The sequence below is a fragment of the Enterobacter sp. PI-10 genome (assembly GCF_027947695.1).
Lineage (GTDB): Bacteria > Pseudomonadota > Gammaproteobacteria > Enterobacterales > Enterobacteriaceae > Enterobacter > Enterobacter vonholyi.
Genome location: NZ_JAJNOG010000001.1, coordinates 535,362 through 560,055 on the forward strand (window position 1 = coordinate 535,362; position 24,694 = coordinate 560,055).

Here is a 24,694-nt window from a genome sequence, read left to right on the forward strand (position 1 = left end):
AGCCGGGCATGCCCGGCTTACGTGTAAAGCGAGAGATCAGGATACGTGCTGCAGGAACTCCTGCAAACGCTGACTCGGCGGGTTCGCAATCAATTCCTGCGGGTTACCGTCTTCCGCGATACGGCCTTTATCAATAAAGATCAGGCGGGACGCCACTTTCTCAGCGAAGCCGATTTCGTGGGTCACGATAACCATCGTCATCCCTTCTTCCGCCAGATCCTGCATGACTTTCAGCACCTCGTGGCGCAGCTCCGGGTCGAGTGCGGACGTAGGCTCATCAAACAGCATCATTTTCGGTTTGACCGCCAGGGCGCGGGCAATCGCCACGCGCTGCTGTTGACCACCGGACAGCTCGGAAGGGTAGTGGTGCGCGCGTTCAGCCAGGCCGACTTTCGCCAGCAGATCTTTTGCCAGCGCTTCCGCCGCCGCTTTGTTGGCACCGCGCACGCGCAGTGGGCCAAACATCACGTTCTCCAGCGCCGTCAGGTGCGGGAACAGGTAGAACTGCTGGAACACCATGCCCGCTTCCTGACGAATCAAGCGCTCGTCGACTTTCGGGTCGTTCACTTTCAGGCCGTCGACGATCAGATCGCCGCTGGTGATCTCTTCCAGCTTGTTGATGCAGCGCAGCAGGGTGGATTTACCGGAGCCGGATGGCCCAATAATCACCACCACTTCACCCTGTTTAATGTTCAGATCGATATTGTGCAGCACCTGGGTTGGGCCAAAGTGCTTGGAAACGTTTTTAAATTCAATCACAGGATTTTCATCCTTCTTTCAAGACGACGCAGAACGAAGCTCAGAACCAGAGTAATGATCAGGTAGACAACGGCTACCGCACTCCAGATTTCCAGCGCGCGGAAGTTGCCAGCAATGATCTCCTGACCCTGACGGGTCAGCTCGGCCACGCCGATAACAATGAACAGCGACGTATCTTTAATGCTGATGATCCACTGGTTGCCGAGCGGTGGCAGCATGCGACGCAGCGCCAGCGGCAGAATAACGTGGCGGATCGTTTCGCGACGAGAAAGACCTAACGCCAGACCGGCTTCACTGAAACCTTTATGAATCGACAGCACCGCACCGCGGGTGATTTCCGCAATATAGGCACCTGAGTTGATCATAATGGTGACAACGGCTGCGCTGAACGGGTCGATGCGCAGGTCGGTGAATGCCATTGGCAGGGCGAAGTAGATGAACATGACCTGCACAACAATAGGTGTGCCGCGGATCACTTCGATAAAAACCAGTGCGATGTGGTTTGCGATCCAGCCGCCGTAGGTGCGAGCGAAACCGGCGACAAGACCGATAATCAACCCACCAACCAGACCCAGGACCGAAATCCAGAGGGTCATTTTAGCGCCTTCAAGCAAGATAGGAATGGCAGGCCAGATGGCGCTCCAGTCAAACTGCATGATAATTTCCTGTTACTGTTACCGTGTTTCAAAAATAGCAGGGGCGAAAGGTCGCCCCCGAGTGAACGTCATTTTTACGTCTTATTATTTAGGCTCGGTACCGAACCATTTTTTGTAGATTTCGTTATAGGTGCCGTTCTCTTTCAGCGTTTTCAACGCGCCGTTAACTTTCGAGCGCAGGTCATCGCTGCCTTTCGGGAACGCGATACCGTACTGCTGTGCTTCCAGAGACTCGCCAACGGCTTTGAACTTACCGTTACCGGCTGTTTTGATGAAATACAGGATGTTAGGCGTGTCGTGCAGAACAGCGTCAGCACGGTTGGTGCCGAGTTCCATGTACGCGTTGTCGATGTTCGGGAACTGGCGCAGGTCTTTGGTTTTGATATTTGCTTTCGCGTAATCAACAGAACCGGTGCCGCTCTTCACCGCAACCACTTTGCCGTCGAGATCTTTCACGCTTTTTACGTCGTTATTATCGGCTTTGACCATGACCAGCAGGCCGCTTTTGTAGTAGCCGTCAGAGAAGTCGATCGCTTTTTTACGTTCATCGGTAATGGTGATACCTGCCAGCGCCAGATCAACGTTCTTGGTTTGCAGTGCCGGGATAATGCCGCTGAAGTCCATAGGCTTCAGGGTGTAATCCAGTTTGAGTTCTTTTGCGATAGCGGCCCACAGATCCACATCAAAACCAACGTATTTATCACCCTGTTTGAATTCAAACGGAACGAACGCCGTGTCGGTCGCCACAACCAGTTTGTCGGCAGCCTGAGAGGACACTGCAAAAGCCAGGGTAAGTGCAGCCAGTGAAACTTTTAATACAGACTTCATAGCATTTCCTTTTATATCCACGGGGCGATCCCCTGCGAGAACAGCTGGCACAATGAAAAAATCGTGCCAACTTTACAAGCTATTGTTTTACAAAGGGGATGATGTCATGCATTGCACAATTAATGGGGCAATGAGGTTTTATTGCACCAAACTGGAGCACTGTTTTGGTGCGCTTCGTTTGGCTCAACTGACGGGGAGATATTTAGCGTAAATTCTGACGAAAAAACAATCTTCCGTTAACGGTTGTGTGAGGTGATTATTACAATTTTTTCACTTTTGCACTGTCTCAGGCAAAAAACGTGCACCATAGATGTGCAAAACCCTCACCGGAAGGCGAGGGTTGGATAGAAATTTCGTATGAATTATTCGATGTTAGATTCGATGAACCACAGGAATTGATCCAGGTCGCGGGACGCGGCGGTAAAGATATCTGCAGTATCTTCATCTTTGGCTTCGCCAATCGCTTTGCGCACATCGTTTGCCACAATCGCGTAGCGGTCCGCCAGCTCTTTCAGGTGATCCTGAACGGTATGGATATCGAGCGGATAACTCTTCAGAGGCGTTTTGCTGTTGATCACCTGTGTGGTTCCCAGCGCCACGCCGCCTAGCTGAACGGCACGCTCAGCCATCGTATCGAGGTGGGTAACCAGTGCTGTGCGGAAGCCATCCAGCATTTCATGAACGGCAATAAAGTTTGCACCGCGCATATTCCAGTGGGCCTGTTTGGTGATCAGCGAAAGATCGATGAACTGGATCACCTGGCGATTCAGCAACTCAATGGTCGCTTTTTTGTCGCTGTCCGGTACATCGTTACGGGTATAAAGCAGATTAGACGCTTTCGTTTTCACCAGTTTAGCGGTACTCATAATCTCATATCCTCTTGATGTTTATGTCCCAGGTAATTACGGAACTAAGTATAGCACCGGATTTTTTCTCTGCGGTTTGGCTGTGCCTATCGGTTTAATAGCGAGAAGTGGGTTGAGAATTTAATTTATTGAAATTAGTGACTAATTTTTAAATTTATACAGATCAATCTTAATTGCTGGATGGGGACACAAACGTAGAGGGATATTTCGAAAATAGCGCAAAGTGTGTAAGAAATTATAACGTCTGCCTTTCTGGCCTTTATTCTGCATGGCGTGGAAGCCATGCAGAATATATGGCCTTAGCTGATATCCACCTTTTCAACTTTAGGTTCCGGGCGCATAGTGAGCGTAGAGCCCATTGAAGCCGCGATAATCGAGCAGAGCGCCAGCGTCTGGGTCAACGTGAGGGTTTCGCCGAGAAACACCATGCCGGAAATGGCGGCAAGGGCAGGCTCCATGCTCATCAGGGTGCCAAATATGCGTGTCGGCAGACGCGTAAGGGCAATCATCTCCAGAGAATAGGGGAGTGCGGTAGAGAGAATCGCGACTGCCAGCCCGATGGGCATGACGGACCATTGCCAGATAGATTCTGTTGCCTGCGCCATGCCGATGGGCACAAATACGATGGCCGCAATCAGAGAACCCAACGCCACCGTTGCCGGACCGTGCTCTTCGCCTGCACGCTGTCCCGTGAGAATATAGACAGCCCAGCAGGCGCCTGCACCCAGCGCCAGCGCGGCGCCCGTCAGATCAATCTCAGCGACACTCTGGCCCAGGGGAAGCAGGAACCATAAGCCCAGAACGGCTAGCACGACCCAGATAAAATCGACCGGACGTCGCGAGGAGAAAAGCGCCACCGCCAGCGGACCGGTAAACTCCAGCGCGACGGCGATCCCCAGCGGTATCGTCTGTATAGAGAGGTAGAACAGATAGTTCATCGCCCCCAGGGAGAGTCCATAAAACAGCAGGGGTAAACGCTGCTCCTTTTTGAAGCGCAGACGCCAGGGTTTGAAAATGACCACCAGTATCGCCGTGCCCAGCACGATACGCAGGGCTGTTACCCCGGGCGCACCGACCAGCGGAAAAAGTGATTTTGCAAGCGAAGCACCGCTTTGAATGGACAACATGGCAATGAGTATCACTGCGACCGGCAACCAGACCGACGATGTGCGGGATAACCCAGGCATCCTTTCTCCTGTCAGCTTATGTCAAATGAGGTAAAAGTTGCAGTGTAAAGGAAATATGCGGCAACGGTTGAGGCGCTGTTGAAAAAAAACCACGTGAAATCCGTAAAATGGTTAAGCGCTGGTGGATTTATCGCCTGTCAGATTAGGAATAATCTGGATGAATGTAACGGCGCAGACGCGCACTATGCGCATTTAGTAGTGAAAATTGCATGTGATTTGAAAGAGATAGCTTAGGCTGGAAACGTTCTGTTACAGGAAAGGTTTCATTAGACATCACGAATCACAAAGAGTTTCGCAAATTTTTTTGATATATTTAAAACTTACGGACTTACTTGAAGCACATTTGAGGTGGTTATGAAAAAAATTGCATGTCTTTCAGCACTGGCCGCTGTACTGGCTGTTTCCGCAGGTACCGCTGTAGCTGCTACTTCTACTGTTACTGGTGGTTACGCTCAGAGCGACTATCAGGGCGTGATGAACAAAGCTAACGGCTTCAACCTGAAGTATCGCTACGAGCAGGATAACAACCCACTGGGCGTGATCGGTTCTTTCACCTACACCGAGAAAGATCGTTCTGAAAACGGCGCATACAACAAAGGCCAGTACTACGGTATCACCGCTGGTCCAGCTTACCGTCTGAATGACTGGGCGAGCATCTACGGTGTTGTAGGTGTTGGCTACGGTAAATTCCAGCAGACTGAAAACCAGAGCGAAAGCCGCACTGCAAGCAACAGCGACTACGGTTTCTCCTATGGCGCAGGCCTGCAGTTCAACCCAATCCAGAACGTTGCTCTGGACTTCTCCTATGAGCAGAGCCGTATCCGCAACGTTGACGTTGGCACCTGGATCGCGGGCGTAGGTTACCGCTTCTAATCACTTCGGTGATTAAATAAAAAATCCGCCCACTGTGGCGGATTTTTTTTGGCTTTTTTCCTCTCCCCGTGGGCCAGGGTGAGAGCATCGAACCGCTACTTACTCTTAATATCAAAAATATCCGTACCCAGATGGTTGTAGTCAACTTTCTGTAACTTGAAGTTGGTAACGTACACTGGGGGAGCTTTCTTGTTAGAGACAAACGGGTAAGCCGTTTTTATCTGTTCGGCTGTAATCCCCGTCCACTGCGAGAAGAACTGCAGGAAATCATTTGCCGAACGGCGCGCTTTAATGACGCGATGCGTTTTATCATCACTCGACAGCACCATAAACGGCACCTGGAAGTTCTGCTGGAACTTGTCATCGTGCGCCAGATACTGCACCTCTTTACCACGCTCTTTAAACGCCAGCCCGTGATCCGAGAAATAGACCATAGAGAAGCTGTCGCCCGTATTGCGTAGCTGATCGTACAGCTTGCTCAGCAGATCGTCGGTTTGCGTCATGGTGTAGAGGTAGCACGAGGTCTCTTTGGACTGCACGAACTCCGCGTACTTCCCGCCCGTCCGATCGCAGGCCTGCGGATGCGACCCCATCAGGTGCAGGACGATCAGCTGAGGCTGCGTGCGCGGGGTGGCGAAGACCTGTGCCGTCATTTTCAGCAGCGCTTCGTCTTTGGTGTTTTTGTCGGCTTCAAAATCGCCGTTTTTCAGGAACTGCACTTCGTCAGCCCGTTTGGCGATGCTGGCGATGGCCGTATCGTATTCGCCAATTTGCCCCTGATTGGAGAACCACCAGGTCTGATAACCTGCGCGGTTTGCCAGAGTGACAAAATTATCCTGATACTGCGGTTTACCATCTACCACTCGGTTAAGGGTCAGACCGAGCGATTTCTGCGTTGAGCCGCTGGCCGCGACATAATCGGTAAACAGAGTGCCTTTGACCGAACTCGCAAACGGGGTGTTGTCCCAGTGGCCGCCAAACGCCCCCATTGCATCGCGACGCGCGCTTTCGCCAATCACCACCACATAGGTGTGATATTTCGGCTTAACGGCCAGCACGTTCCAGGTGTCTTTCATATTGGAAAGCTCAGCCATGCGCGCCTGTTCGTCGAGAACCTCTTTATTATTTACAACAACGTCTTTAACGAAGCGGAAAACCGGATAGCCGATATTGATGAGCCTTAACTTACCGTCCCAGGGAATATTCTGGATGGGGGCGACAAACGCCACGGCAATGCTGAACACCAGACAGAGTATTTCGATCTTACCCCAGGATTTTTTCTCGCCCGACTGACGGCGGATGGCAATAACGCCCAACGCGAAGATAAAAAGCCCGACCACATAGCTGTACCACGGGAAGATCGTCAGGATCTCCGTCGACTCTTCCATATTGGTCGAGTGCAGCGCCAGCAGGGTATTAAAGTTTGGCGAGCCGTAAGCCTGACCGAACGGGAAATAGAGTGCAGCAACCAGCGAACAGATCCCGATTACTGTTTTTTGCACGCGCGGGGCGGCTCGCCACAGCACATGCAGAATGCAGGTGAAGGCTACCGCGTAGAGCAGACTAAAGGGATAACCCAGCGCAAAGTTAATCAGTAATGACTGCAAAAAGTAAAAACCCGTCCACGGGCTTAAGGCCCGGCTGCGGGTAACAACGGTATCTATCAGGGTTACATTCATAGGTCACTATCATGGATGAAAACGCCATGTGCTCACCCTGGCGTCAAGGGTCATAACCTGCCTGACAGTGCGTGGAGAGGGAATGAGGGTCCGCTTCAGCGAGCCGCAAATTGTGCAGGGCTGCAAGAAGATAGTGCGAGCGCTAAAGAATATCAACAGTTGCTAAGCAGATGTTTTGCGAAGGGGATTGCAAATCCGTAAAAAAGATCGGGAATAAGGCGGCTGAAAGCCAGTTTACAGCGAGAATGTGACGGGAAAATGAAGCGGCGTACCGCAACGCCGCTTAGTTGGAAGGTTTATCGTCCTGATGCGGTTTGTTGTTAAACATATCGCACAGCATGTTCAGCAGCATTAAGCGCACTTTAAAGGGGGAGTGGGTAAACACGGTCATGCACCTCTTGAATTCATTCATAAGACCTCCTGAGTTTTGATCCCTTCGATCCATGAAGGGTGACTGCATTACATACAGATATAGCACAGGCTATATTGTATAGCTATGGCTATTTCGTTAATTTTTTGTGCTTGCAGAGCTATGGTTTACAATGTGCGCTCTCGAAACCGGGCGCTGGAAGCGTCACCCCACTGAGGAAGTACAATGAACCGTCGCGCAGGTCATCCGACAATGAGGAAAACGACGCAACTGGTGAATGTTGAAGAACATGTCGAAGGTTTTCGCCAGGTCCGTGAAGCGCACCGGCGTGAACTGATTGATGATTATGTTGAACTCATTTCCGATCTGATTCGTGAGGTTGGTGAAGCGCGCCAGGTCGATATGGCCGCCAGGCTGGGGGTTTCACAGCCAACTGTCGCTAAAATGTTAAAACGCCTGGCCTCCGTGGGCTTAATTGAAATGATCCCCTGGCGCGGTGTTTTTCTGACGCCGGAGGGGGAGAAACTCGCGCAGGAGAGCCGCGAGCGCCATCAGCTTGTCGAGAATTTTTTACTGGTGCTGGGCGTCAGCCCGGAGATTGCCCGCCGGGATGCGGAAGGCATGGAACACCACGTCAGCGAAGAGACGCTGGTGAAGTTTCGCGAATTTACCCTTAAATATGGTCCCTCCGCTGAATGAAAATCCCTGGACTGCAGGCCCTGGCACGCGATCGTTTCTTCCATCTCTTATTACTCATTGGCGCAGGGTTAAGCCTCTTTGTGCCGTTTACGCCGCAGGCCTGGCCCGCCGCGATTGACTGGCGCACCATCATTACCCTGAGCGGCCTGATGATGCTCACCAAAGGGGTCGAGCTGAGCGGCTACTTTGACGTTCTTGGCCGTAAAATGGTGCGCCGCTTTGCCACCGAACGCAGGCTGTCCCTGTTTATGGTGTTTTCTGCCGCGGTGCTGTCGACGTTTCTGACCAACGATGTGGCGCTGTTTATCATCGTGCCCCTCACGCTTACGCTGCGTAAGCTGTGCGAGATCCCGGTCAGCCGTTTGATCATCTTTGAAGCGCTCGCCGTCAATGCAGGCTCACTTCTGACGCCAATCGGCAATCCGCAAAATATCCTCCTCTGGGGACGTTCCGGGCTGTCGTTCGCTGCCTTTACCTGGCAGATGGCCCCTCTGGCGCTGGTGATGATGCTGTCGCTGCTGGCGGTATGCTGGTTTGCGTTTCCTGACAAAAAACTGCAGTACCACAGCGGCACAACGGGCCCGCAGTGGCAGCCGCGTCTGGTGTGGAGCTGCCTCGGGTTATACATCGTCTTTCTGTTTGCGCTGGAGCTGAAGTATGAGCTGGCGGGCGTCCTGCTCGTTGCCGCAGGCTTTGTCGTCCTGGCGCGACGCGTGCTGGTCAGCGTGGACTGGACGCTGCTGCTGGTCTTTATGGCGATGTTCATCGACGTGCATCTGCTTATTCAGCTCCCGGTGCTGCAAACCGTTCTGCACAGCGTCAGCAGTCTGCCGCAGGCAGGGCTGTGGCTGACGGCGATTGGCCTGTCGCAGTTTATCAGCAACGTGCCTTCCACCATTCTGATGCTCAACTACGTTCCGCCGGACACGCTTCTGGCCTGGGCGGTGAACATCGGCGGGTTTGGGCTGCTGCCCGGCTCGCTGGCAAACCTGATAGCCCTGCGCATGGCCAACGATCGTCGTATCTGGTGGCGTTTCCACATCTGGTCGATTCCGATGCTGGTTTGGGCCGCGGCGATCGGTTTCGGAATATTCCTTCTCATATAGTGCGCAATTTGTCAGTTTTTCCTGGCAAACGTATAGCAACGTCCTAGCTTTAGTGAACGGCATAGTGTGATGCCGCTCACTGACAGGACCGTTGCTGAACTATGGCTGAAGATCAAAACCCGCCTGCTGACGAGCAGGACAAAAACAATAATGAGCGTAAGCGCCCGGGCAAGAAACCGTTAATTATCCTCGGCATTGTCGTCGTGGTAATGGTTGTCGTGGCGCTGGTCTGGTGGTTTTTAACCCGTAACGAAGAGACGACTGACGACGCCTTTACCGACGGCGACGTGGTGACGATTGCCCCGAAAACGGCGGGCTACGTCACCGAGCTTCGGGTGCGCGATAACCAGCGCGTGAAAAAGGGCGATCTGCTGGTGGTCATCGATCCGCGAGATACCACCGCGCAGCGCGATCAGGCCCAGGCCCAGCTTGGGCTGGCTATCGCGCAGCTGCATCAGGCCCAGGCGCAGCTGGCGCTTTCAAAAGTCCAGTATCCCGCCCAGCGTGACGAAGCCAAAGCGCAGGTGCTGAAAGCGCAGGCCGATCTGGCTAACGCACAGGCGGAGTACCGTCGCCAGCGCGGCGTCGACCCGCGGGCAACCACCCAGCAAAGCATTGATTCCGCGAACGCTCAGCTGCGTAGCGCCCAGGCAGGGCTGGCCAGCGCCCAGGCGCAGCTGGAAGTGGCAGAGCAGGTACAGCTGCAAATCCGCCAGCAGGAAACCAACGTTGAAGCGCGCGAGCGTCAGGTCGATCAGGCGAAAGCGCAGCTTGAAACGGCCAATCTGAATCTCTCTTACACCGAAGTCCGCGCCCCGTTCGACGGATTTGTCACCAAACGCAACGTGCAGCCCGGCACCCTGGTGCAGGCGGGAACGGCGCTGTTCTCACTGGTTTCGCCGAACGTGTGGGTGGTGGCGAACTTCAAAGAGTCCCAGCTTGAGCGCATGAAGCCGGGCGATAAGGTCACCGTGTCCGTCGACGCGTGGCCGGATATGGAGCTTGAGGGGCACGTAGACAGTATCCAGCAGGGCAGCGGCTCGCGCTTCTCCGCCTTCCCGGCAGAAAATGCCACCGGTAACTTCGTCAAAATTGTGCAGCGCGTGCCGGTCAAAATCGTGATTGATAAAGGCCTCGATCTGAACAAACCGCTGCCGCTGGGGCTGTCGGTTGCACCGAAGGTGACGGTGGAATGACGGATCACAGCCACGACAGCTGGAAGCCCGCCAGCAATCCGTGGGCGGTGGCGATTGTCGTCACCCTGGCGGTGTTTATGGAAATTCTGGACACCACCATCGTCAACGTGGCGCTGCCCCACGTGGCGGGTTCGCTCTCGTCCAGCTATGACGAATCTACCTGGGTATTAACCAGCTACCTGGTCGCGAACGGCATCGTGTTGCCCATCTCGGCGTTTCTGAGCCGCGTGTTCGGCCGCAAGCAGTTCTTCCTGATCTGCATCGTCATGTTTACCGTCTGCTCGTTTCTGTGCGGGATTGCCACCGAGCTGTGGCAGATCATCCTGTTCCGCGTGATGCAGGGCTTTTTTGGCGGCGGGCTGCAGCCCACGCAGCAGTCGGTGCTACTCGACTACTTCAAGCCGGAGGACAGGGGCAAAGCGTTTGGGCTCTCATCCATCGCGATTATCGTTGCACCGGTCCTCGGCCCGACGCTGGGCGGCTGGATCACCGACAACTACTCCTGGCGCTGGGTGTTCTTTATCAATATTCCGGTGGGGATTGTCACGGTGCTGGCGATCTACCAGCTGCTGGAAGATCCGCCGTGGGAGAGCAAATCAAAAGAGAAGCTGACTATCGACTGGACGGGGATCGGCCTGATCGCCCTGGGGCTGGGCTGCCTGCAGGTGATGCTTGACCGGGGGGAAGATGAGGACTGGTTCTACTCGAACTTTATTCGTACCTTCGCGGTGTTAACGCTTATCGGCATTATCGGTGCCATTTACTGGCTGGTGTATGCCAGAAAACCGGTGGTGGATCTGCACTGCATGAAGGACCGCAACTTTGCCATCTCCAGCCTGCTGATGGCGGGGATGGCGATGATTTTGTACGGCAGTTCTGTGGTGATCCCGCAGCTGGCGCAGCAGGACCTGGGCTATACCGCCACCTGGTCCGGGCTGGTGCTGTCGCCCGGGGCGGTGCTGATTGTGCTGACTATTCCGCTGGTGCTGAAGCTGATGCCGGTTGTACAGACGCGCTGGATTATCGCCTTTGGCTTTACCTGTCTGGCGGTGTCGTTCTTCTGGTCGCGCACGCTGACCCCGGATATCGACTTCGAGACGCTGGTGCTGTTCCGCAGCGCCCAGTCGCTGGGGCTGGGATTCCTGTTTGTGCCCCTGACCACCATTGCCTTTATTTCGATCCCAAGACGGCTGAATGCCGACGCGGCGGCTCTGTTCACCATGTTCCGCAACGTGGCGGGCTCGGTCGGGATCTCGCTGTCGACGGCGGCCATCACCGAACGGTCTCAGGCGCACAGTGCGCACCTTGCGTACCACGCCTCGCCGTTTAACGAGCAGTTCCAGCTGGCAATACGCGAAAGCGCCCAGGCAATCCAGAACTTCACCACCCAGGTAGGGGACCCCATCGGGATTGCCACCGGACGCATGTACCAGACCATGATTGAGCAGTCGCGCTTTTTGGCCTACATCGACGTCTTTACCATCCTGAGCGCCGTGGCCTTGTTACTGATTCCGTTTTGTTTGTTGCTCTCGCCGGTTAAGAGCGAGGGGAGTGCAGGAGCACATTGATGATACACAGACGTTTACACCCCCTGATGATAATGATGCTGCTGGCAGGCTGCGCCGTCGGGCCGGACTACCAGCAGCCCGCGCCGCCCGCCGTCACGCACTGGAACGATAAGGTCGACAGCACGGTAAAATCGCAGACGACCTCCGCCGCGACAAACCCGCGCTGGTGGAAAACCTTCGGTTCGCCGCAGTTAGATAGCCTGGTTGAGCGCGCCATCGCCGGGAACCTGACGCTGCAGCAGACGGTGCTGCGCATCGCCGGAGCGCGTGAGCAGATTAACCAGGCGGGCGGGGCGTTTTACCCGTCGGTGAACGGCAATCTGCAGGCGACGCGTCAGCAGCTTGGGCTGGAAGGGGAACTGAAGTCCCACGGCGTGTACGACCAGCTGGATAATGTCGATCCTGAGCTGCGGGGCGCGTTAGGCCCCCTGACGCAGCCGATCAACCTCTACCAGGGCAGCTTCGACGCCCAGTGGGAAATCGACCTGTGGGGCAAGGTACGCCGGCAGGTGGAAGCCGCCGAAGCGCAGCAGAAAGCCGCTATCGAGCAGCGTAACGACGCGCTGGTGTCGCTGGAGGCGGAAGTGGCGCGCGCGTGGCTCCAGCTGCGCGGGGCGCAGAGCATTATCGCCACGCTGAACACCCAGATTAAAAGCGCGCAGCAGACGCTGGATCTTACCGAAAGCCGCCAGCGCGGCGGACTGTCTCCACAGATGGACGTGGAAAACGCCCGGGCGCAGCTGGGCAACCTCGAAGCGCAACTGCCGCAGTATCAGGCGCAGGAGCGGCAGGCGATGAACGGCCTGGCGATCCTTCTCGGCAAGCCGCCGGGGGCGCTGGATGCCGAACTACAATCCGCGCAGCCGATGCCCGCGCTGCCGGATATCGTGCAGACCGGCATTCCGTCGACGCTTGCGCGACGGCGTCCGGACGTGCGCGAAGCTGAGGCGAACCTCCATGCTGCCACGGCGCAAATTGGCGTCTCGGTGGCGGAGCTGTTCCCGAGCTTTACCCTCTCCGGGCAGTTTGGCCTGCGCAACAGCGAAACCAACTGGCTGACCGATTGGAGCAGCCACTTCTACAGCTTTGGCCCGCAGGTCTCCATTCCCATCTTCCAGGGCGGGCGGCTGGTCTCCAGCGTGAAGGTGGCGCGCGCGCAGCAGGGGGCGGCGGTGCTGGACTATCGTCAGACGGTGCTCACCGCGCTTGGCGATGTCGAAAATGCGCTGGTGAGCTATCGCACCGACCAGCAGCGTGAGGCGGGCCTGGCGAAAACCATTGATGCCCTGCAAAACGCCTTCGATTTAGCCAGCGACAGCTACCGCCAGGGGATCGCCAGCTTTATCGACGTGCTGGACGCCCAGCGTCAGCTGGCGCAGGCCCAGCAGCAGCGCGCGCAGGCGCAGGTGCAAAGCGCCCTCGATCTGGTGGCGCTCTACAAGGCGCTCGGCGGCGGCTGGGAACCGTATCAGCAGGTGCAATTACCGGACTACAGCGTCTTTGGCGACGCCCCGCGCGGATAAATTCAGAGGATTGGGCAAGAAACGGACAGGAACACCACATTCGCGATGGCTGAGGGGCGGGTATAACTATCGTGTACCCCTTAAACGATATGCGAGGATTATCTTATGCGTTATCAAAAACTGGGCAATACCGGACTGTTCGTTTCTGAACTCTGCCTCGGCACCATGACCTTCGGCGGTGAAGGCGGCATGTGGGGCAAGATTGGACAGCTCCAGCAAAGCGAAGCAGAACAGCTGGTGGGCCGCGCGCTGGATGCCGGGATCAACTTTATCGATACCGCGGACGTTTACTCGGAAGGGCGTTCGGAGGAGATCGTCGGCCAGGCGCTGAAAAACCTGAAAATCCCTCGCGAGAACGTGGTGGTCGCGACCAAAGTGTTCGGCGAAACCGGAACGGCAGGGGTGAACTCGCGCGGCAGCTCGCGCTATCACATCATCAGCAGCGTGAAGGAGAGCCTGCGCCGCCTGCAGCTCGATCATATCGATCTCTATCAGCTGCACGGCTTCGACCCGGCCACGCCGATTGAAGAGACACTGTATGCGCTGGATAACCTGGTGCAGCACGGCCACGTGCGATATATCGGCGTCTCGAACTGGGCGGCGTGGCAGATTGCCAAAGCGCTGGGCATTTCCGAGCGTCTCGGACTGGCGCGTTTCGCATCCCTCCAGGCGTATTACACCATCGCCGGACGCGATCTTGAGCGCGAGCTGGTGCCGATGATGCAGAGCGAAGGCGTCGGGCTGATGGTCTGGAGCCCGCTGGCAGGCGGCCTGCTGAGCGGAAAATATGGCCGCGACGGGCAGAGCGAAGCCGGTGGTCGCCGTCTGGAGTTCGACTTCCCGCCGGTGAATAAAGACCGCGCCTTCGACTGCGTGGACGTGATGCGCACTATCGCCGAAAGCAAGGGCGTCTCAGTCGCGCAAATTGCGCTGGCCTGGCTGCTGCATCAAAAAGCCGTGACCAGTGTGATTATCGGGGCCAAACGCGTCGAACAGCTGGACGACAATATCGCAGCGACCAGGATCCGCTTAAGCGAAGACGAGCTCAAACAGCTTGATGCGGTGAGCGCGCTGCCGCGGGAATACCCTGGCTGGATGCTGGAGCGTCAGGGGGAATATCGCCGCAATCAGCTGGCGCAACAGTAACCTTTTTCATCAGGTGATTTTAAATTTCTTTGCCCATCGTTACAGCAATCGGCGAAAGCGGCTTATTTCACTGAGCATGCTTTTGCCGATTCAACGATGGGCTCTGGCGGAAATCAGCAACCGTCTTTGCAGGTTGCCGCTGGATTTTGCTCAAGAACTCTTACCAGCAGGGCTCGGGGTTCTCTTACTACATCCGTTCCAACTGACAGTACTTTGCCGTCCCGCTCTGCTGAATACTTCGCGACAACATCACCGAATGCATTTCGCTGCAGGGCGACTTCTTGTCCTGCTTTTACCGTATCGCCGGGCTTAACGAATACTTCCGCAAACCCACCCGTGGTCGCTCGTATTGAACTGATAGCATTACCAATATACGTTTTATTGCTGCTGGCGGTTGCGCCGATTTTGCCTTCAATCACCTTATAATGGATCAGTACATTGCGGGCACCTTCTACACCCCGGGCAATCATATCCTGCTGGTAAATCCTCGGCTCTCCCGTCTCGGCCGTTATCGCCGGGATACCATTTTGAATAAAGGTGGTTTCCATTGAGCCGGCTTCACCGGGATCTTTCTTAATTTGTTCTGCCGGAAAAAGTTCTGCAATAGTCCGGGCATCCGCATTGCGGTAGTCGGCATAAATAAACAGCGGATAAGCCGTTCCGGTAGACTGGGTGTGATAGTCAATTGCCAGGTCGACATTTCCCTTGTAAACGTTATTCCACATCATCCATGCCTGACGCTCGGCAGGGTTACCCGTTTCTTTTCCCGGATGCACGCGGTTGTAGTCGATCGTCTCACCCCCATCGGTTGAAACGGACCATGTCCGGGAGACCCTTTCAAGGCCAGAACGGTTTGGACCAATAATGCCAATAACGCTGCCGTTCATTTTTGCAGGGTCCAGTTGTTCCATCACTTTTTGTACGATGCGCACTCCGTTTAGCTCATCTCCATGGACGCCCGCCTGCAGCAGAACTTTCTTCCCGTCCGTTTTCCCTTTTGCCACCATGATGGGTACATACCAGCGCTGTCCCGTTCCTGTCTCAACCCCCTCGAACATGAAGCGATGTTGTCCTGCTGTCAGGTCTGATACATCCAGAGTCGAGATGACCGGCACTCCTTGTACCTTATCACCCGTATACACCGTTGCCGCGTAAGCCATTGAGCATGGCAGCGCTAAGCTGAGAGCGAATGCGATACGGCCAGTAGATATCTTCATGAGCGTCATTTTCCATTTGATAGAGTTAAGATTTTAATTTTCCGGCCTGGGCCGTGGTTCGTGCTCATTAAGTTAATAGTGATTTTTTGAGGCCAGCCAGCGGCACGAGCGGGAAATGTGATTTTGCATAGACTAAGGCACCGGCTTCAATAACAGGGTTTGCGCGATTCATTTCCTGCCCGACGTTTTCTTTCCGACATGTCTCACAAAAAACGATCCTCCGCTTTGATCGACATGCCATCTTCACCTATATGACTAGTCATGAATTTTTAAATGACTAGTCATATAGGGAGAGACCATGAACAATCAGCTGCCGGCAAACTTTTTATGGGGCAACTCGGTATCGAGCATGCAGACGGAAGGTGCCTGGAATGAGGGCGGAAAGGGGATGTCTGTGTACGACATTCGTGAAGCCGGGGAGAATGTCTCCGACTGGAAAGTGGCGACCGACTCCTATCACCGCTACCGGGAGGATTTCGACCTGATGCAGGATCTGGGGATGAACTGCTACCGCTTCCAGATCTCATGGAGCCGCGTCTGCCCGCTGGGTGACGGCCCGTTCAACGACGAAGGCATCGCGTTTTACGACCGCTTTATCGACGATCTCATCGCCCGCGGCATCGAGCCGATGATCTGCCTGTACCACTTCGATATGCCGCTGGCGCTGGCGCTGGAATACAACGGCTTCAACGACCGCCGCGTGATGGACGCCTTTATCCGCTACGGCAAAAAGATGATCGACTGCTATGGCGATCGCGTGAAGTACTGGCTGACCTTCAACGAGCAGAACATCTTCCATATGCCGGAAGCGTTTCGCATATCCGGCTACATGAAAGGGGAGAAAACCCTGCGCGAGCTGTACGAGCTGCAGCACCACACCATGGTGGCGCACATGTCGCTGACCGAATACCTGCACCAGACCAAACCGGGCCAGCTGATGGGTGGCATGCTGGCGCACCAGCTGATCTACCCGGCCACCTGCAAACCGCGCGATATTTTCTGCGCCCAGCAGTACGACGAGTTCCTCAACCAGAACCTCCTGCGCGTCTTTGCCGGGCAGGGCTACAGCCCGGCGGTGATGGCGGTGGTGGAGCAGGAGGGCTTCGGCGATATCTACCGCGCTGAAGATTTAGCGCTGCTGGCGCGCACCAAAAACGACTATATGGCCTTCAGCTACTACGCCAGTAAAACGCTGGACAGCGATGCGATCCCGGAAGGCACGCCCGTGAACTATTACCTGCTGCACGGCGAGAAAAACAATCCGTACCTGAAAGCCACCGAGTGGAACTGGCAGATCGACCCGCTCGGTTTTCGCACCATCATTACCCGTTATTACAACGACTGGCGCCTGCCGGTGTTCCCGATCGAAAACGGCATCGGGGTGATTGAGTCCTGGGACGGCGTGAACCCGATTGAGGACACCTACCGCATTGACTACCACCGGGCGCATATCAATGCCATGAAAGAGGCGATGTTCGAAGACGGAGCAGAAGTTATCGGCTACCTCGGCTGGGGGTTAATCGACATTCTCAGCTCCCAGGGCGACATGCGTAAGCGCTACGGCGTGGTCTATGTCAACCGTGAAAACCACGACCTGAAAGACCTGAAGCGCGTGCCGAAGAAGAGCTACGCGTGGTTAAAACAGGTTATCCATACCAACGGACGCGAGATGTAAGCCGTACGCTGCCGGGCCGTTTTTGTGACTGATTGATGGGAAATATCCGCTATGTCTGAAACAAAAATAACACCGCACATGCAGTCTTTTGTCGATAAATTTGTAGAGTTCTCGGCGCGCCTGGCAAACCAGGTGCACCTTCGCTCCCTGCGCGACGCCTTCGCCACGGTGATGCCCATTTTCATCCTCGCCGGTCTGGCGGTGCTGGTGAACAACGTGGTGTTTCCGTGGATTTTTCACGGCGACACGCTCGCGCAGTGTAAGGTGTGGGGCGAGGCGATTATCAACGGCACGCTGAACATCGCCGCGCTGCTGTTGGCCCCGATGATTGCCTGGTCGCTGGCGCGCAACAAAGATTTCGGCAATCCGGTCTCGGCAGTGGTTATCGCCGTCAGCAGTTTTATCATCATGATGCCGATGCGCTTACAGGTTACGCCCGTTGGCAGCGACGCTGCGGTGAACGTCACGCAGATGCTGACGTTCGCCAATATCGGCTCAACCGGCATTTTCGCCGGGGTGCTGATTGGGCTGCTCTCAACGGAAGTGTTCATCGCTATTTCGCGCCTGAAGGCGCTGCACATTTCGCTCGGGGAAAATGTGCCCCCGGCGGTGAGCAAATCCTTTACCGCTCTGATCCCGACGATCCTCACGCTCTCCCTGTTCGCGGTGCTGGCGGCGATACTGGCAAACGTGTTGCATACGGACCTGATCCATCTCATTACGACCTTTATCCAGCAGCCGCTGCGGCTGATCAACACCAGCCTGCCGGGGACGATTTTTATCTACAGCTTCGGTAACTTCCTGTTCACGCTCGGCATTCATCAGTCAGTCGTTAACAGCGTGGTGCTGGAGCCGTTCCTGCTGATCAACACCAACGAGAACATGCTGGCCTTCGCCAACGGCCAGCCGATCCCGCACATCATCAACAACATCTTCGTGCCGACCTTTGGCATGGTGGGCGGGACGGGCAGCACCATCTCGCTGCTGATTGCCATCTTTATCTTCTCCCGACAAAAGTCGGCGAAGCAGGTGGCGCGTCTGTCGCTGGCGCCGGGCCTGTTTAACATCAACGAACCGGTGATTTTTGGCCTGCCGATTGTGTTTAACCTGCCGCTGATGATCCCGTTTGTGCTGCTGCCCGCGATAGGCATTTACGTCGCCTGGCTCTGTACCACGCTGGGGTTAATGTCGCGCTGCGTGGTGATGATCCCGTGGACCACGCCCCCGATTCTCAGCGCCTGGCTGGCGACGGCAGGGGACTGGCGGGCGGTAGTGGTGCAGTTGGCAATCATCGTATTTGGTGTATTCTTCTACCTGCCTTTCCTCAAAATTGCCGAGCGAGTGGCCTTGAAAAACAGCGGGATAGAAAACTAACTGAAAGGAAGGACGATGGCGGCGAAGTACATCACCATAGCGCGGGAAATCAAGAAACGCATTATCAGCCAGAAGTACGCCGCCAATGAACCGCTCCCGGACCAGTTTGCGCTGGCGGCGGAGTTCAGCACCAGCCGGATGACCATTCAGCAGGCGATGCGCCAGCTGATCGTCGAAGGTCTGGTCTATACCCGTCAGGGCCAGGGCACGTTTATCCGCAAAAACTTCCTCCAGCTCTCGCAGTGGGATCTCTCCGGCAGCGACTACTTCGGCGCGACTAAAACCTGGGCGCATCTGGGTACGGTCACGAGCCAGGTGGTGCATTTCGAACTGCGCTTCCCGAACGAGAAAGAGCAGGCGTCGCTGATGATCAATGCCGATGCGCCGATCTATGACTTCATTCGCCTGCGTTTGCTGAACGGTGAACCTATGTCGCTGGATTCCACGGTGATGCCGATGAATCTGGTGCCGGGCCTGACGAAAAACCATCTTGGAGGTTCAGTGTTCCAGTACGTGCAGGAGACGCTGGGGCTGAAAATTATGGGGTCGTATCGGGTGGTGCGGGCGCTTAAGCCCAGCGCGCTGGACAGGGAGCATCTGGTCTGCGAGGAAACCGATCCGGTTCTGGAGGTGGAGCAGGTCATTTATCTGGAAGATGGCACAGCGCTGGAGTATGCCCACTGTCACTATCGGTACGACCACGGCGGGATTGTGATCGTGAATAACGGGTAAAAAAAAGCGGGCAACGAGGCCCGCTTTTTTAATGCTTCTCTATCAGTTCAAACGCACCGGCATACCGGAGCGGTTCTGAACGGCCTGGTCAACAATCGCCGTTTCTACGTCAGGCTGAGAAGTCACCGCCTGTACCGCGCTGTTCAGCGTAACAGGGACGACTTCGTTGTTGTTGATCTGGTCTTCGCTGGTGGACAGCGGGTTGTGCACTTCAATGTAGCGGCTGCCGTCTGGCTCAGAGGTCGCTTTCACCGGTTCGTTGATGAACTGCACGCGCGTACCGACCGGCACGTTTTCGAACAGGAATTTAATGTCATCGTTACGCAGGCGCACGCAGCCGTGGCTCACGCGCAGGCCGATACCGAAGTTGGCGTTAGTACCGTGGATAGCGTACAGGCGACCAATGTACAGGGCATACAGACCCATCGGGTTATCCGGGCCTGCCGGTACTACGGCTGGCAGCGGTTCGCCCGCAGCGATGTATTCCGCGTGCATTTTGGCAGTCGGCGTCCAGGTTGGGCCCGCTTTCTTACGCTCGACTTTCGTGGTCCAGTTCATCGGGGTGTCTTTACCCAGCTGGCCGATACCGATTGGCAGCACGATAACGGTGTTGGTGCCTTTCGGGTAGTAATACAGACGCATTTCGGCGCTGTTAATCACGATACCTTCATGAACGGTATCCGGCAGGATCAGCTGCTGAGGAATATTCAGCACGGTACCCGCTTTTGGCAGATACGGGTCAACGCCCGGGTTTGCTTCCAGCATGTTAGACAGGCCCAGCTGGTACTGCGCCGCGAAATACTCCAGCGGCTGAGAGTTACCTTCTGGTACCGTCACAACCTGGTTCTGGCCTACCAGACGGCTACCGTCTGTTGGCAGGGGATACGTCACCGCAGACGCGGTCTTACAAAAACCTACTACGGCTAACGCCGCCGCAAAAAGCGTTGTTAATTTCATATTCATGTTGTGCGAGGTATCTAAGCCATTCTGGCGATGAGTTGATAAGTCTGAATCTGTGATGGGAGCGCATTATATGTGCATTCCCGCTAACAGGGAATTCAGATGTGTACGAAATCACATTTTTTTCGATTTTGTTAAAGTTTAGTGGATTGCCGCAACACGGGATCTCAATTCGGAATTGTGGCATAATGCCGTGTTTATCACACTTTTCGCAGGAATCTCCCCGTGTTAGTTACCAGCAACGTCACTATGCAGTTTGGCAGTAAGCCGCTGTTCGAAAACATTTCCGTCAAATTTGGCGGCGGCAACCGTTACGGCCTGATTGGTGCCAACGGTAGCGGAAAATCCACCTTTATGAAGATCCTCGGCGGCGATCTGGAGCCGACCCTCGGCAACGTCTCGCTCGACCCTAACGAGCGCATCGGTAAGCTGCGTCAGGATCAGTTCGCCTTCGAAGAGTTCACCGTGCTCGACACCGTGATCATGGGGCACGCGGAGCTGTGGGAAGTGAAGCAGGAGCGCGATCGCATCTACGCGCTGGCCGAAATGAGCGAAGAAGATGGCTATAAGGTGGCCGATCTGGAAACGCAGTACGGCGAGATGGACGGTTATTCTGCGGAAGCGCGTGCGGGCGAGCTGCTGCTGGGCGTGGGGATCCCCGTTGAACAACATTACGGCCCGATGAGCGAAGTTGCGCCAGGCTGGAAGCTGCGTGTGCTGCTGGCACAGGCGCTGTTCTCTAACCCGGACATCCTGCTGCTCGACGAACCGACGAACAACCTGGACATCGACACCATCCGCTGGCTGGAGCAGACGCTGAACGATCGCGACAGCACCATGATCATCATCTCGCACGACCGTCACTTCCTGAACATGGTCTGTACGCACATGGCGGATCTCGACTACGGCGAGCTGCGCGTCTATCCGGGCAACTACGACGAGTACATGACGGCGGCCACCCAGGCGCGCGAGCGCCTGCTGGCGGACAACGCCAAGAAAAAAGCGCAGATTGCCGACCTGCAGTCCTTCGTCAGCCGCTTCAGCGCTAACGCCTCTAAATCGCGTCAGGCAACCTCGCGTGCGCGTCAGATTGATAAAATCAAGCTGGAAGAGGTTAAAGCCTCCAGCCGTCAAAACCCGTTCATCCGCTTCGAGCAGGACAAGAAGCTGTTCCGTAACGCGCTGGAAGTGGAAGCTCTTACCAAAGGCTTCGATGAAGGCCCGCTGTTTAAAAACTTCAACCTGCTGCTGGAAGTGGGGGAGAAGATTGCCATTCTGGGCGCCAACGGCGTGGGTAAATCCACCATGCTGAAAACCCTGGTCGGCGAACTGCAGCCGGACAACGGCACCGTGAAATGGTCCGAAAACGCGCAGATTGGTTACTACGCGCAGGACCATGAATATGAGTTCGAGAATGACCTGACCGTCTTCGACTGGATGAGCCAGTGGAAGCAGGAAGGCGACGACGAGCAGGCGGTGCGCAGCATTCTGGGTCGTCTGCTGTTCAGCCAGGACGACATCAAGAAGCCGGCAAAAGTGCTTTCCGGTGGTGAGAAGGGCCGCATGCTGTTCGGCAAGCTGATGATGGAAAAACCAAACATCCTGGTGATGGACGAACCGACTAACCACCTGGATATGGAATCGATCGAATCCCTGAACATGGCGCTGGAGATGTATCAGGGCACCCTGATCTTCGTCTCTCACGACCGTGAGTTCGTCAGCTCGCTGGCGACCCGCGTGATCGAAATTACGCCAGAGCGCGTGGTGGACTTCACCGGTAACTACGAAGATTACCTGCGCAGCAAAGGTATCGACGGCTAAAAAAAGCCCGGTGGCGCTTCGCTTACCGGGCCTACGGGTGACTTTGTAGGCCGGGTAAGGCGAAGCCGCCACCCGGCAATGTTCAGAGCACCCACTCACTCCCTTCAGCCCCATTCACCAGCAGTTTGCGTTTCTCCCCCGCCGGTAACGACACTTTCAGCGCTTTCCACGCCGGACGATAATCCCCGCGCGCGTTCACCTTCAGGTTGATGGTTGCGCCGTCGCACACCATCTCCCAATCCACCCACAGCGCATTGCCGTTCTGGTAGCCCCAGCTTTCACCGTCGTCTTCAAACAGCAGCCCGGAGGTTGTGCCGACGCCTTTCACCGGGAACAGCTTAAGCTCGCGTGCCGTATCTTTTTCGGCACTCACATGCGTGACGCGTTCGCTCAGCGGCAGACCTGCTCCGGCCCGCACCAGCAGCGGCAGTTTTTCCAGCGGCGCATCGAGGACGATCGATTGTCCGCCCGCATACCAAGCGTGGGTGTAAAAATCGTACCAGCCCGTTTCGTTATCCGGCAGCCAGACCCTGCGCTCGCGCTGTCCGGCCTCAACGACGCTGGCGACCAGCAGGTCGCGGCCCAGCAGGAAGTCGTCGCACTCTTCGAAAGTCTGCGCGTCGCGCTCGTGGTCGAGGAAGGTCGGGCGCAGCATCGGCTCGTCGTCGGCGTGCGCCTGCCAGAGCAGGGTGTAGAGATACGGCAGCAGGCGGTAGCGCAGCTCAATCGCGCCGCGAATGGCAGGCGTGACGCCCGGATACATCCACGGCTCGTTGACGGTGTGGTCATCGTTCCACGAGTGAATGGTAAAGCGCGGGTGCATCACGCCGTTCTGCACCCAGCGCACGAACAGCTCGGCGTCCGGCTTGTCGCCGGAGAAACCGCCGACGTCGTGGCCGACGTTGAACAGCCCGGACAGGCTCATGCCCAGCCCCATGCGGATGTTATAGCGCAGCGTGTCCCAGCTGGTGCGGTTGTCGCCGCTCCAGGTCTGAACGTAGCGCTGCATCCCGGCGCATCCGGAGCGGGAGATGAGGTAAGGGCGTTTTTCTGGCGCAAAGCGCTGCTGCGCTTCCAGCGAGGCGCGCATCATCAGCAGCGGCATGACCGGGCGAATATGCTTGATGGCGATCTCCTTGCCGAAGCCAAAGCAGCGGGCTTCTGCGTCCCACACTTCATATTCGTTGTTGTCGTTCCAGGTAGAGTCGATGCCCATCTCCAGCAGCTGCGTAGTGACGCCGTTCTGCCACCACTGCACCGTCTGCGGGTTGGTAAAGTCGAGGTGCGAGCCTTCGTCATCCCAGAAGCTGGAGCGTTCGGGTGCATCGGTTTCTGAATCGCGAATGAACAGGCCACGCTCCGCCACTTCGTTGTAGCGCGGATGGTCCTGCAGCAGGCACGGCTTGATGTTAGCCGCAAGCTTCAGTCCCGCGTCGTGGAACGCCTGGCTCATTACCTTCGGCTGCGGCACCTTGCCGTAGTTCCAGTTGAAGACGTAGCGCTTGCCGTTGATGGAGGTATAGCCGGAGGAGAGCTGGAACGAGTCGCACGGAATGGCGTGCTCTTCGCACAGGCGGATGAAGTTCATCAGCTGGTTTTGCGCGTCCGGCGCGTCAGTGTAGTGCATGGTCGAACCGCTGTAGCCCAGGCTCCATTTCGGTCCGAACAGCGTTTTCCCGGTGAGGCGAACAAAGGCTTTGGTAACGTCCAGTACGCGTTTGCCGGTAAAGATGTAGTAGTCGATATCGCCCGCTTCCGCCTGCCAGCGGCGATAGGCGGTATGGTAGTTGTCGATCTCGTTGCCCAAATCCAGCCAGCAGCTGCTCAGGTTGTCGTAGAACAGGCCGTAGCTCACGTCGTCGCGGCGGGTGATAGTGAAAGGAATATGCTTGTAGAGCGGGTCGGTGCTGGCGGCGTTATAGCCCATGGCGTCGAGGTTGCGCATCTCATAGCGTTTACCGTTGCGCTGCAGATCGCCCGCTTTCTCGCCCAGGCCGTAGAAGCGCTCGTCCTTGCGGCGGCTCAGGTAGTGCGCCACGCCGTCGCCGTGGGCGTTCAGCAGGTAGGCGCTGGTGGGGCGGTCGTTGACCAGCGGCTGCCACTCGCCCGCGTCATTGCGATAGTGCCACTCCAGCCACAGCGGCTGGTGCACGGTGACGCGCAGCTGTTCGGTTGCCACGGTCAGCGTCTCACCCTGCTGAGTCAGGTTCCAGGCCGGGCAGGAGAAACCGCTTATGTCGTCACGACGGCGGCCTTCCCAGGGCACGTCTTTTTCCGGAGCGATACTCCAGGTGCGGTCCAGCGCCAGCTCGCCTTTGCGCTTAATCAGCACGCGGAACAGGTTCTCTTCCAGCACATACAGGCACAGGCGGTGCTGGTTATCGACCAGCAGTTCCAGATGGTTTGCCGACTGTATATCAACGGTCCAGTTTTTCAGGGTTTTCATATGCAATACATCC

The 24,694-nt window shown here is 56.1% G+C and carries 21 protein-coding genes; 11 read left to right on the forward strand and 10 right to left on the reverse strand.

Annotation, left to right across the window (positions count from 1 at the left end):
• Positions 1 to 36 precede the first annotated feature (36 nt).
• From glnQ to rhtA, 5 genes are all read right to left on the reverse strand, one after another.
• Positions 37 to 759 (reverse strand): glutamine ABC transporter ATP-binding protein GlnQ, encoded by a 723-nt coding sequence (glnQ, locus tag LRM19_RS02655; RefSeq protein WP_028012446.1) that lies wholly within the window; start codon positions 757 to 759, stop codon positions 37 to 39.
• Positions 756 to 1,415, reverse strand: a complete 660-nt coding sequence (glnP, locus tag LRM19_RS02660; RefSeq protein ID WP_014169254.1) for a glutamine ABC transporter permease GlnP — start codon at positions 1,413 to 1,415, stop codon at positions 756 to 758. Before glnP ends, glnQ begins: the two co-directional genes overlap by 4 nt.
• A gap of 84 nt (positions 1,416 to 1,499) precedes the next feature.
• A complete protein-coding gene (gene glnH / locus LRM19_RS02665; protein WP_133294043.1) occupies positions 1,500 to 2,243 on the reverse strand; it encodes a glutamine ABC transporter substrate-binding protein GlnH in 744 nt (247 codons plus the stop codon).
• Positions 2,244 to 2,605: 362 nt separating this feature from the next.
• Positions 2,606 to 3,109 (reverse strand): DNA starvation/stationary phase protection protein Dps, encoded by a 504-nt coding sequence (dps, locus tag LRM19_RS02670; RefSeq protein WP_063408106.1) that lies wholly within the window; start codon positions 3,107 to 3,109, stop codon positions 2,606 to 2,608.
• Positions 3,110 to 3,408: 299 nt separating this feature from the next.
• Positions 3,409 to 4,296, reverse strand: a complete 888-nt coding sequence (gene rhtA, locus LRM19_RS02675) for a threonine/homoserine exporter RhtA (protein WP_023334998.1) — start codon at positions 4,294 to 4,296, stop codon at positions 3,409 to 3,411.
• Positions 4,297 to 4,650: 354 nt separating this feature from the next.
• Between rhtA and ompX the strand changes: the two genes are divergently transcribed.
• Positions 4,651 to 5,169, forward strand: a complete 519-nt coding sequence (ompX, locus tag LRM19_RS02680; RefSeq protein ID WP_271367241.1) for an outer membrane protein OmpX — start codon at positions 4,651 to 4,653, stop codon at positions 5,167 to 5,169.
• Positions 5,170 to 5,264: 95 nt separating this feature from the next.
• On the opposite strand, the gene LRM19_RS02685 is transcribed toward ompX, so the two are convergent.
• Together LRM19_RS02685 and mntS are read right to left on the reverse strand one after the other, a co-directional pair.
• Complete coding sequence (locus LRM19_RS02685; RefSeq protein ID WP_115874560.1) at positions 5,265 to 6,848, reverse strand: phosphoethanolamine transferase; 1,584 nt, start codon at positions 6,846 to 6,848, stop codon at positions 5,265 to 5,267.
• A 283-nt stretch (positions 6,849 to 7,131) separates the two neighbouring features.
• On the reverse strand, positions 7,132 to 7,260 hold the full coding sequence (gene mntS, locus LRM19_RS02690; RefSeq protein ID WP_111963843.1) for a manganase accumulation protein MntS: 129 nt from the start codon (positions 7,258 to 7,260) through the stop codon (positions 7,132 to 7,134).
• A gap of 183 nt (positions 7,261 to 7,443) precedes the next feature.
• Here mntS and mntR point away from each other — a divergent pair, with 183 nt between their 5' ends.
• The 6 genes from mntR (at position 7,444) to LRM19_RS02720 (ending at position 14,456) form a co-directional block, all read left to right on the forward strand.
• Positions 7,444 to 7,917, forward strand: coding sequence for a manganese-binding transcriptional regulator MntR (mntR, locus tag LRM19_RS02695; protein ID WP_023310887.1), 474 nt, complete (start codon positions 7,444 to 7,446; stop codon positions 7,915 to 7,917).
• The gene (locus LRM19_RS02700; RefSeq protein WP_271367242.1) at positions 7,914 to 9,023 is read left to right on the forward strand and encodes an anion transporter; all 1,110 of its coding nucleotides are present in this window, start codon (positions 7,914 to 7,916) and stop codon (positions 9,021 to 9,023) included. Before mntR ends, LRM19_RS02700 begins: the two co-directional genes overlap by 4 nt.
• Positions 9,024 to 9,124: 101 nt before the next feature.
• Positions 9,125 to 10,219 (forward strand): HlyD family secretion protein, encoded by a 1,095-nt coding sequence (locus LRM19_RS02705; protein ID WP_271367243.1) that lies wholly within the window; start codon positions 9,125 to 9,127, stop codon positions 10,217 to 10,219.
• Positions 10,216 to 11,787 carry a DHA2 family efflux MFS transporter permease subunit gene (locus LRM19_RS02710; protein WP_271367244.1) on the forward strand — a complete coding sequence of 524 codons (1,572 nt, stop codon included), beginning with the start codon at positions 10,216 to 10,218 and terminating at the stop codon, positions 11,785 to 11,787. Before LRM19_RS02705 ends, LRM19_RS02710 begins: the two co-directional genes overlap by 4 nt.
• Complete coding sequence (locus LRM19_RS02715; protein WP_271367246.1) at positions 11,787 to 13,310, forward strand: efflux transporter outer membrane subunit; 1,524 nt, start codon at positions 11,787 to 11,789, stop codon at positions 13,308 to 13,310. The genes LRM19_RS02710 and LRM19_RS02715 overlap by 1 nt, the downstream gene beginning before the upstream one ends.
• Before the next feature lie 105 nt (positions 13,311 to 13,415).
• Positions 13,416 to 14,456 carry an aldo/keto reductase gene (locus LRM19_RS02720; RefSeq protein ID WP_271367247.1) on the forward strand — a complete coding sequence of 347 codons (1,041 nt, stop codon included), beginning with the start codon at positions 13,416 to 13,418 and terminating at the stop codon, positions 14,454 to 14,456.
• 113 nt (positions 14,457 to 14,569) lie between these two features.
• Here LRM19_RS02720 and LRM19_RS02725 read toward each other — a convergent pair whose 3' ends face one another.
• Positions 14,570 to 15,673 (reverse strand): M14 family metallopeptidase, encoded by a 1,104-nt coding sequence (locus tag LRM19_RS02725; protein WP_271367249.1) that lies wholly within the window; start codon positions 15,671 to 15,673, stop codon positions 14,570 to 14,572.
• A gap of 298 nt (positions 15,674 to 15,971) precedes the next feature.
• Here LRM19_RS02725 and LRM19_RS02730 point away from each other — a divergent pair, with 298 nt between their 5' ends.
• From LRM19_RS02730 to LRM19_RS02740, 3 genes are read left to right on the forward strand one after another with little or no spacing between them, the layout of a single operon-like run.
• Entirely contained in the window at positions 15,972 to 17,348 is a 1,377-nt protein-coding gene (locus LRM19_RS02730; RefSeq protein ID WP_115874564.1) for a glycoside hydrolase family 1 protein, read from the forward strand.
• Between the two features lie 51 nt (positions 17,349 to 17,399).
• Positions 17,400 to 18,722, forward strand: a complete 1,323-nt coding sequence (locus LRM19_RS02735; RefSeq protein ID WP_271367251.1) for a PTS sugar transporter subunit IIC — start codon at positions 17,400 to 17,402, stop codon at positions 18,720 to 18,722.
• A gap of 15 nt (positions 18,723 to 18,737) precedes the next feature.
• A complete protein-coding gene (locus tag LRM19_RS02740) occupies positions 18,738 to 19,454 on the forward strand; it encodes a GntR family transcriptional regulator (RefSeq protein WP_271367253.1) in 717 nt (238 codons plus the stop codon).
• 42 nt (positions 19,455 to 19,496) lie between these two features.
• Here LRM19_RS02740 and ldtB read toward each other — a convergent pair whose 3' ends face one another.
• On the reverse strand, positions 19,497 to 20,417 hold the full coding sequence (gene ldtB / locus LRM19_RS02745) for a L,D-transpeptidase (RefSeq protein WP_023335026.1): 921 nt from the start codon (positions 20,415 to 20,417) through the stop codon (positions 19,497 to 19,499).
• A 222-nt stretch (positions 20,418 to 20,639) separates the two neighbouring features.
• Between ldtB and LRM19_RS02750 the strand changes: the two genes are divergently transcribed.
• Complete coding sequence (locus LRM19_RS02750) at positions 20,640 to 22,235, forward strand: ABC-F family ATPase (protein ID WP_008501187.1); 1,596 nt, start codon at positions 20,640 to 20,642, stop codon at positions 22,233 to 22,235.
• Between the two features lie 82 nt (positions 22,236 to 22,317).
• Here LRM19_RS02750 and LRM19_RS02755 read toward each other — a convergent pair whose 3' ends face one another.
• The gene (locus LRM19_RS02755; RefSeq protein ID WP_271367255.1) at positions 22,318 to 24,681 is read right to left on the reverse strand and encodes a glycoside hydrolase family 31 protein; all 2,364 of its coding nucleotides are present in this window, start codon (positions 24,679 to 24,681) and stop codon (positions 22,318 to 22,320) included.
• Between the last annotated feature and the right edge of the window lie 13 nt (positions 24,682 to 24,694).

Coding starts and splice junctions, on each gene's coding strand:
- LRM19_RS02715 (WP_271367246.1), top strand. CDS start 11,787: ATGATACACAGACGTTTACACCCCCTGATGATAATGATGCTGCTGGCA.
- ldtB (WP_023335026.1), bottom strand. CDS start 20,417: ATGAATATGAAATTAACAACGCTTTTTGCGGCGGCGTTAGCCGTAGTA.
- ompX (WP_271367241.1), top strand. CDS start 4,651: ATGAAAAAAATTGCATGTCTTTCAGCACTGGCCGCTGTACTGGCTGTT.
- LRM19_RS02700 (WP_271367242.1), top strand. CDS start 7,914: ATGAAAATCCCTGGACTGCAGGCCCTGGCACGCGATCGTTTCTTCCAT.
- LRM19_RS02685 (WP_115874560.1), bottom strand. CDS start 6,848: ATGAATGTAACCCTGATAGATACCGTTGTTACCCGCAGCCGGGCCTTA.
- LRM19_RS02710 (WP_271367244.1), top strand. CDS start 10,216: ATGACGGATCACAGCCACGACAGCTGGAAGCCCGCCAGCAATCCGTGG.
- LRM19_RS02705 (WP_271367243.1), top strand. CDS start 9,125: ATGGCTGAAGATCAAAACCCGCCTGCTGACGAGCAGGACAAAAACAAT.
- LRM19_RS02720 (WP_271367247.1), top strand. CDS start 13,416: ATGCGTTATCAAAAACTGGGCAATACCGGACTGTTCGTTTCTGAACTC.
- mntS (WP_111963843.1), bottom strand. CDS start 7,260: ATGAATGAATTCAAGAGGTGCATGACCGTGTTTACCCACTCCCCCTTT.
- LRM19_RS02740 (WP_271367253.1), top strand. CDS start 18,738: ATGGCGGCGAAGTACATCACCATAGCGCGGGAAATCAAGAAACGCATT.
- rhtA (WP_023334998.1), bottom strand. CDS start 4,296: ATGCCTGGGTTATCCCGCACATCGTCGGTCTGGTTGCCGGTCGCAGTG.
- mntR (WP_023310887.1), top strand. CDS start 7,444: ATGAACCGTCGCGCAGGTCATCCGACAATGAGGAAAACGACGCAACTG.
- LRM19_RS02755 (WP_271367255.1), bottom strand. CDS start 24,681: ATGAAAACCCTGAAAAACTGGACCGTTGATATACAGTCGGCAAACCAT.
- LRM19_RS02730 (WP_115874564.1), top strand. CDS start 15,972: ATGAACAATCAGCTGCCGGCAAACTTTTTATGGGGCAACTCGGTATCG.
- glnH (WP_133294043.1), bottom strand. CDS start 2,243: ATGAAGTCTGTATTAAAAGTTTCACTGGCTGCACTTACCCTGGCTTTT.
- LRM19_RS02725 (WP_271367249.1), bottom strand. CDS start 15,673: ATGAAGATATCTACTGGCCGTATCGCATTCGCTCTCAGCTTAGCGCTG.
- LRM19_RS02735 (WP_271367251.1), top strand. CDS start 17,400: ATGTCTGAAACAAAAATAACACCGCACATGCAGTCTTTTGTCGATAAA.
- dps (WP_063408106.1), bottom strand. CDS start 3,109: ATGAGTACCGCTAAACTGGTGAAAACGAAAGCGTCTAATCTGCTTTAT.
- glnP (WP_014169254.1), bottom strand. CDS start 1,415: ATGCAGTTTGACTGGAGCGCCATCTGGCCTGCCATTCCTATCTTGCTT.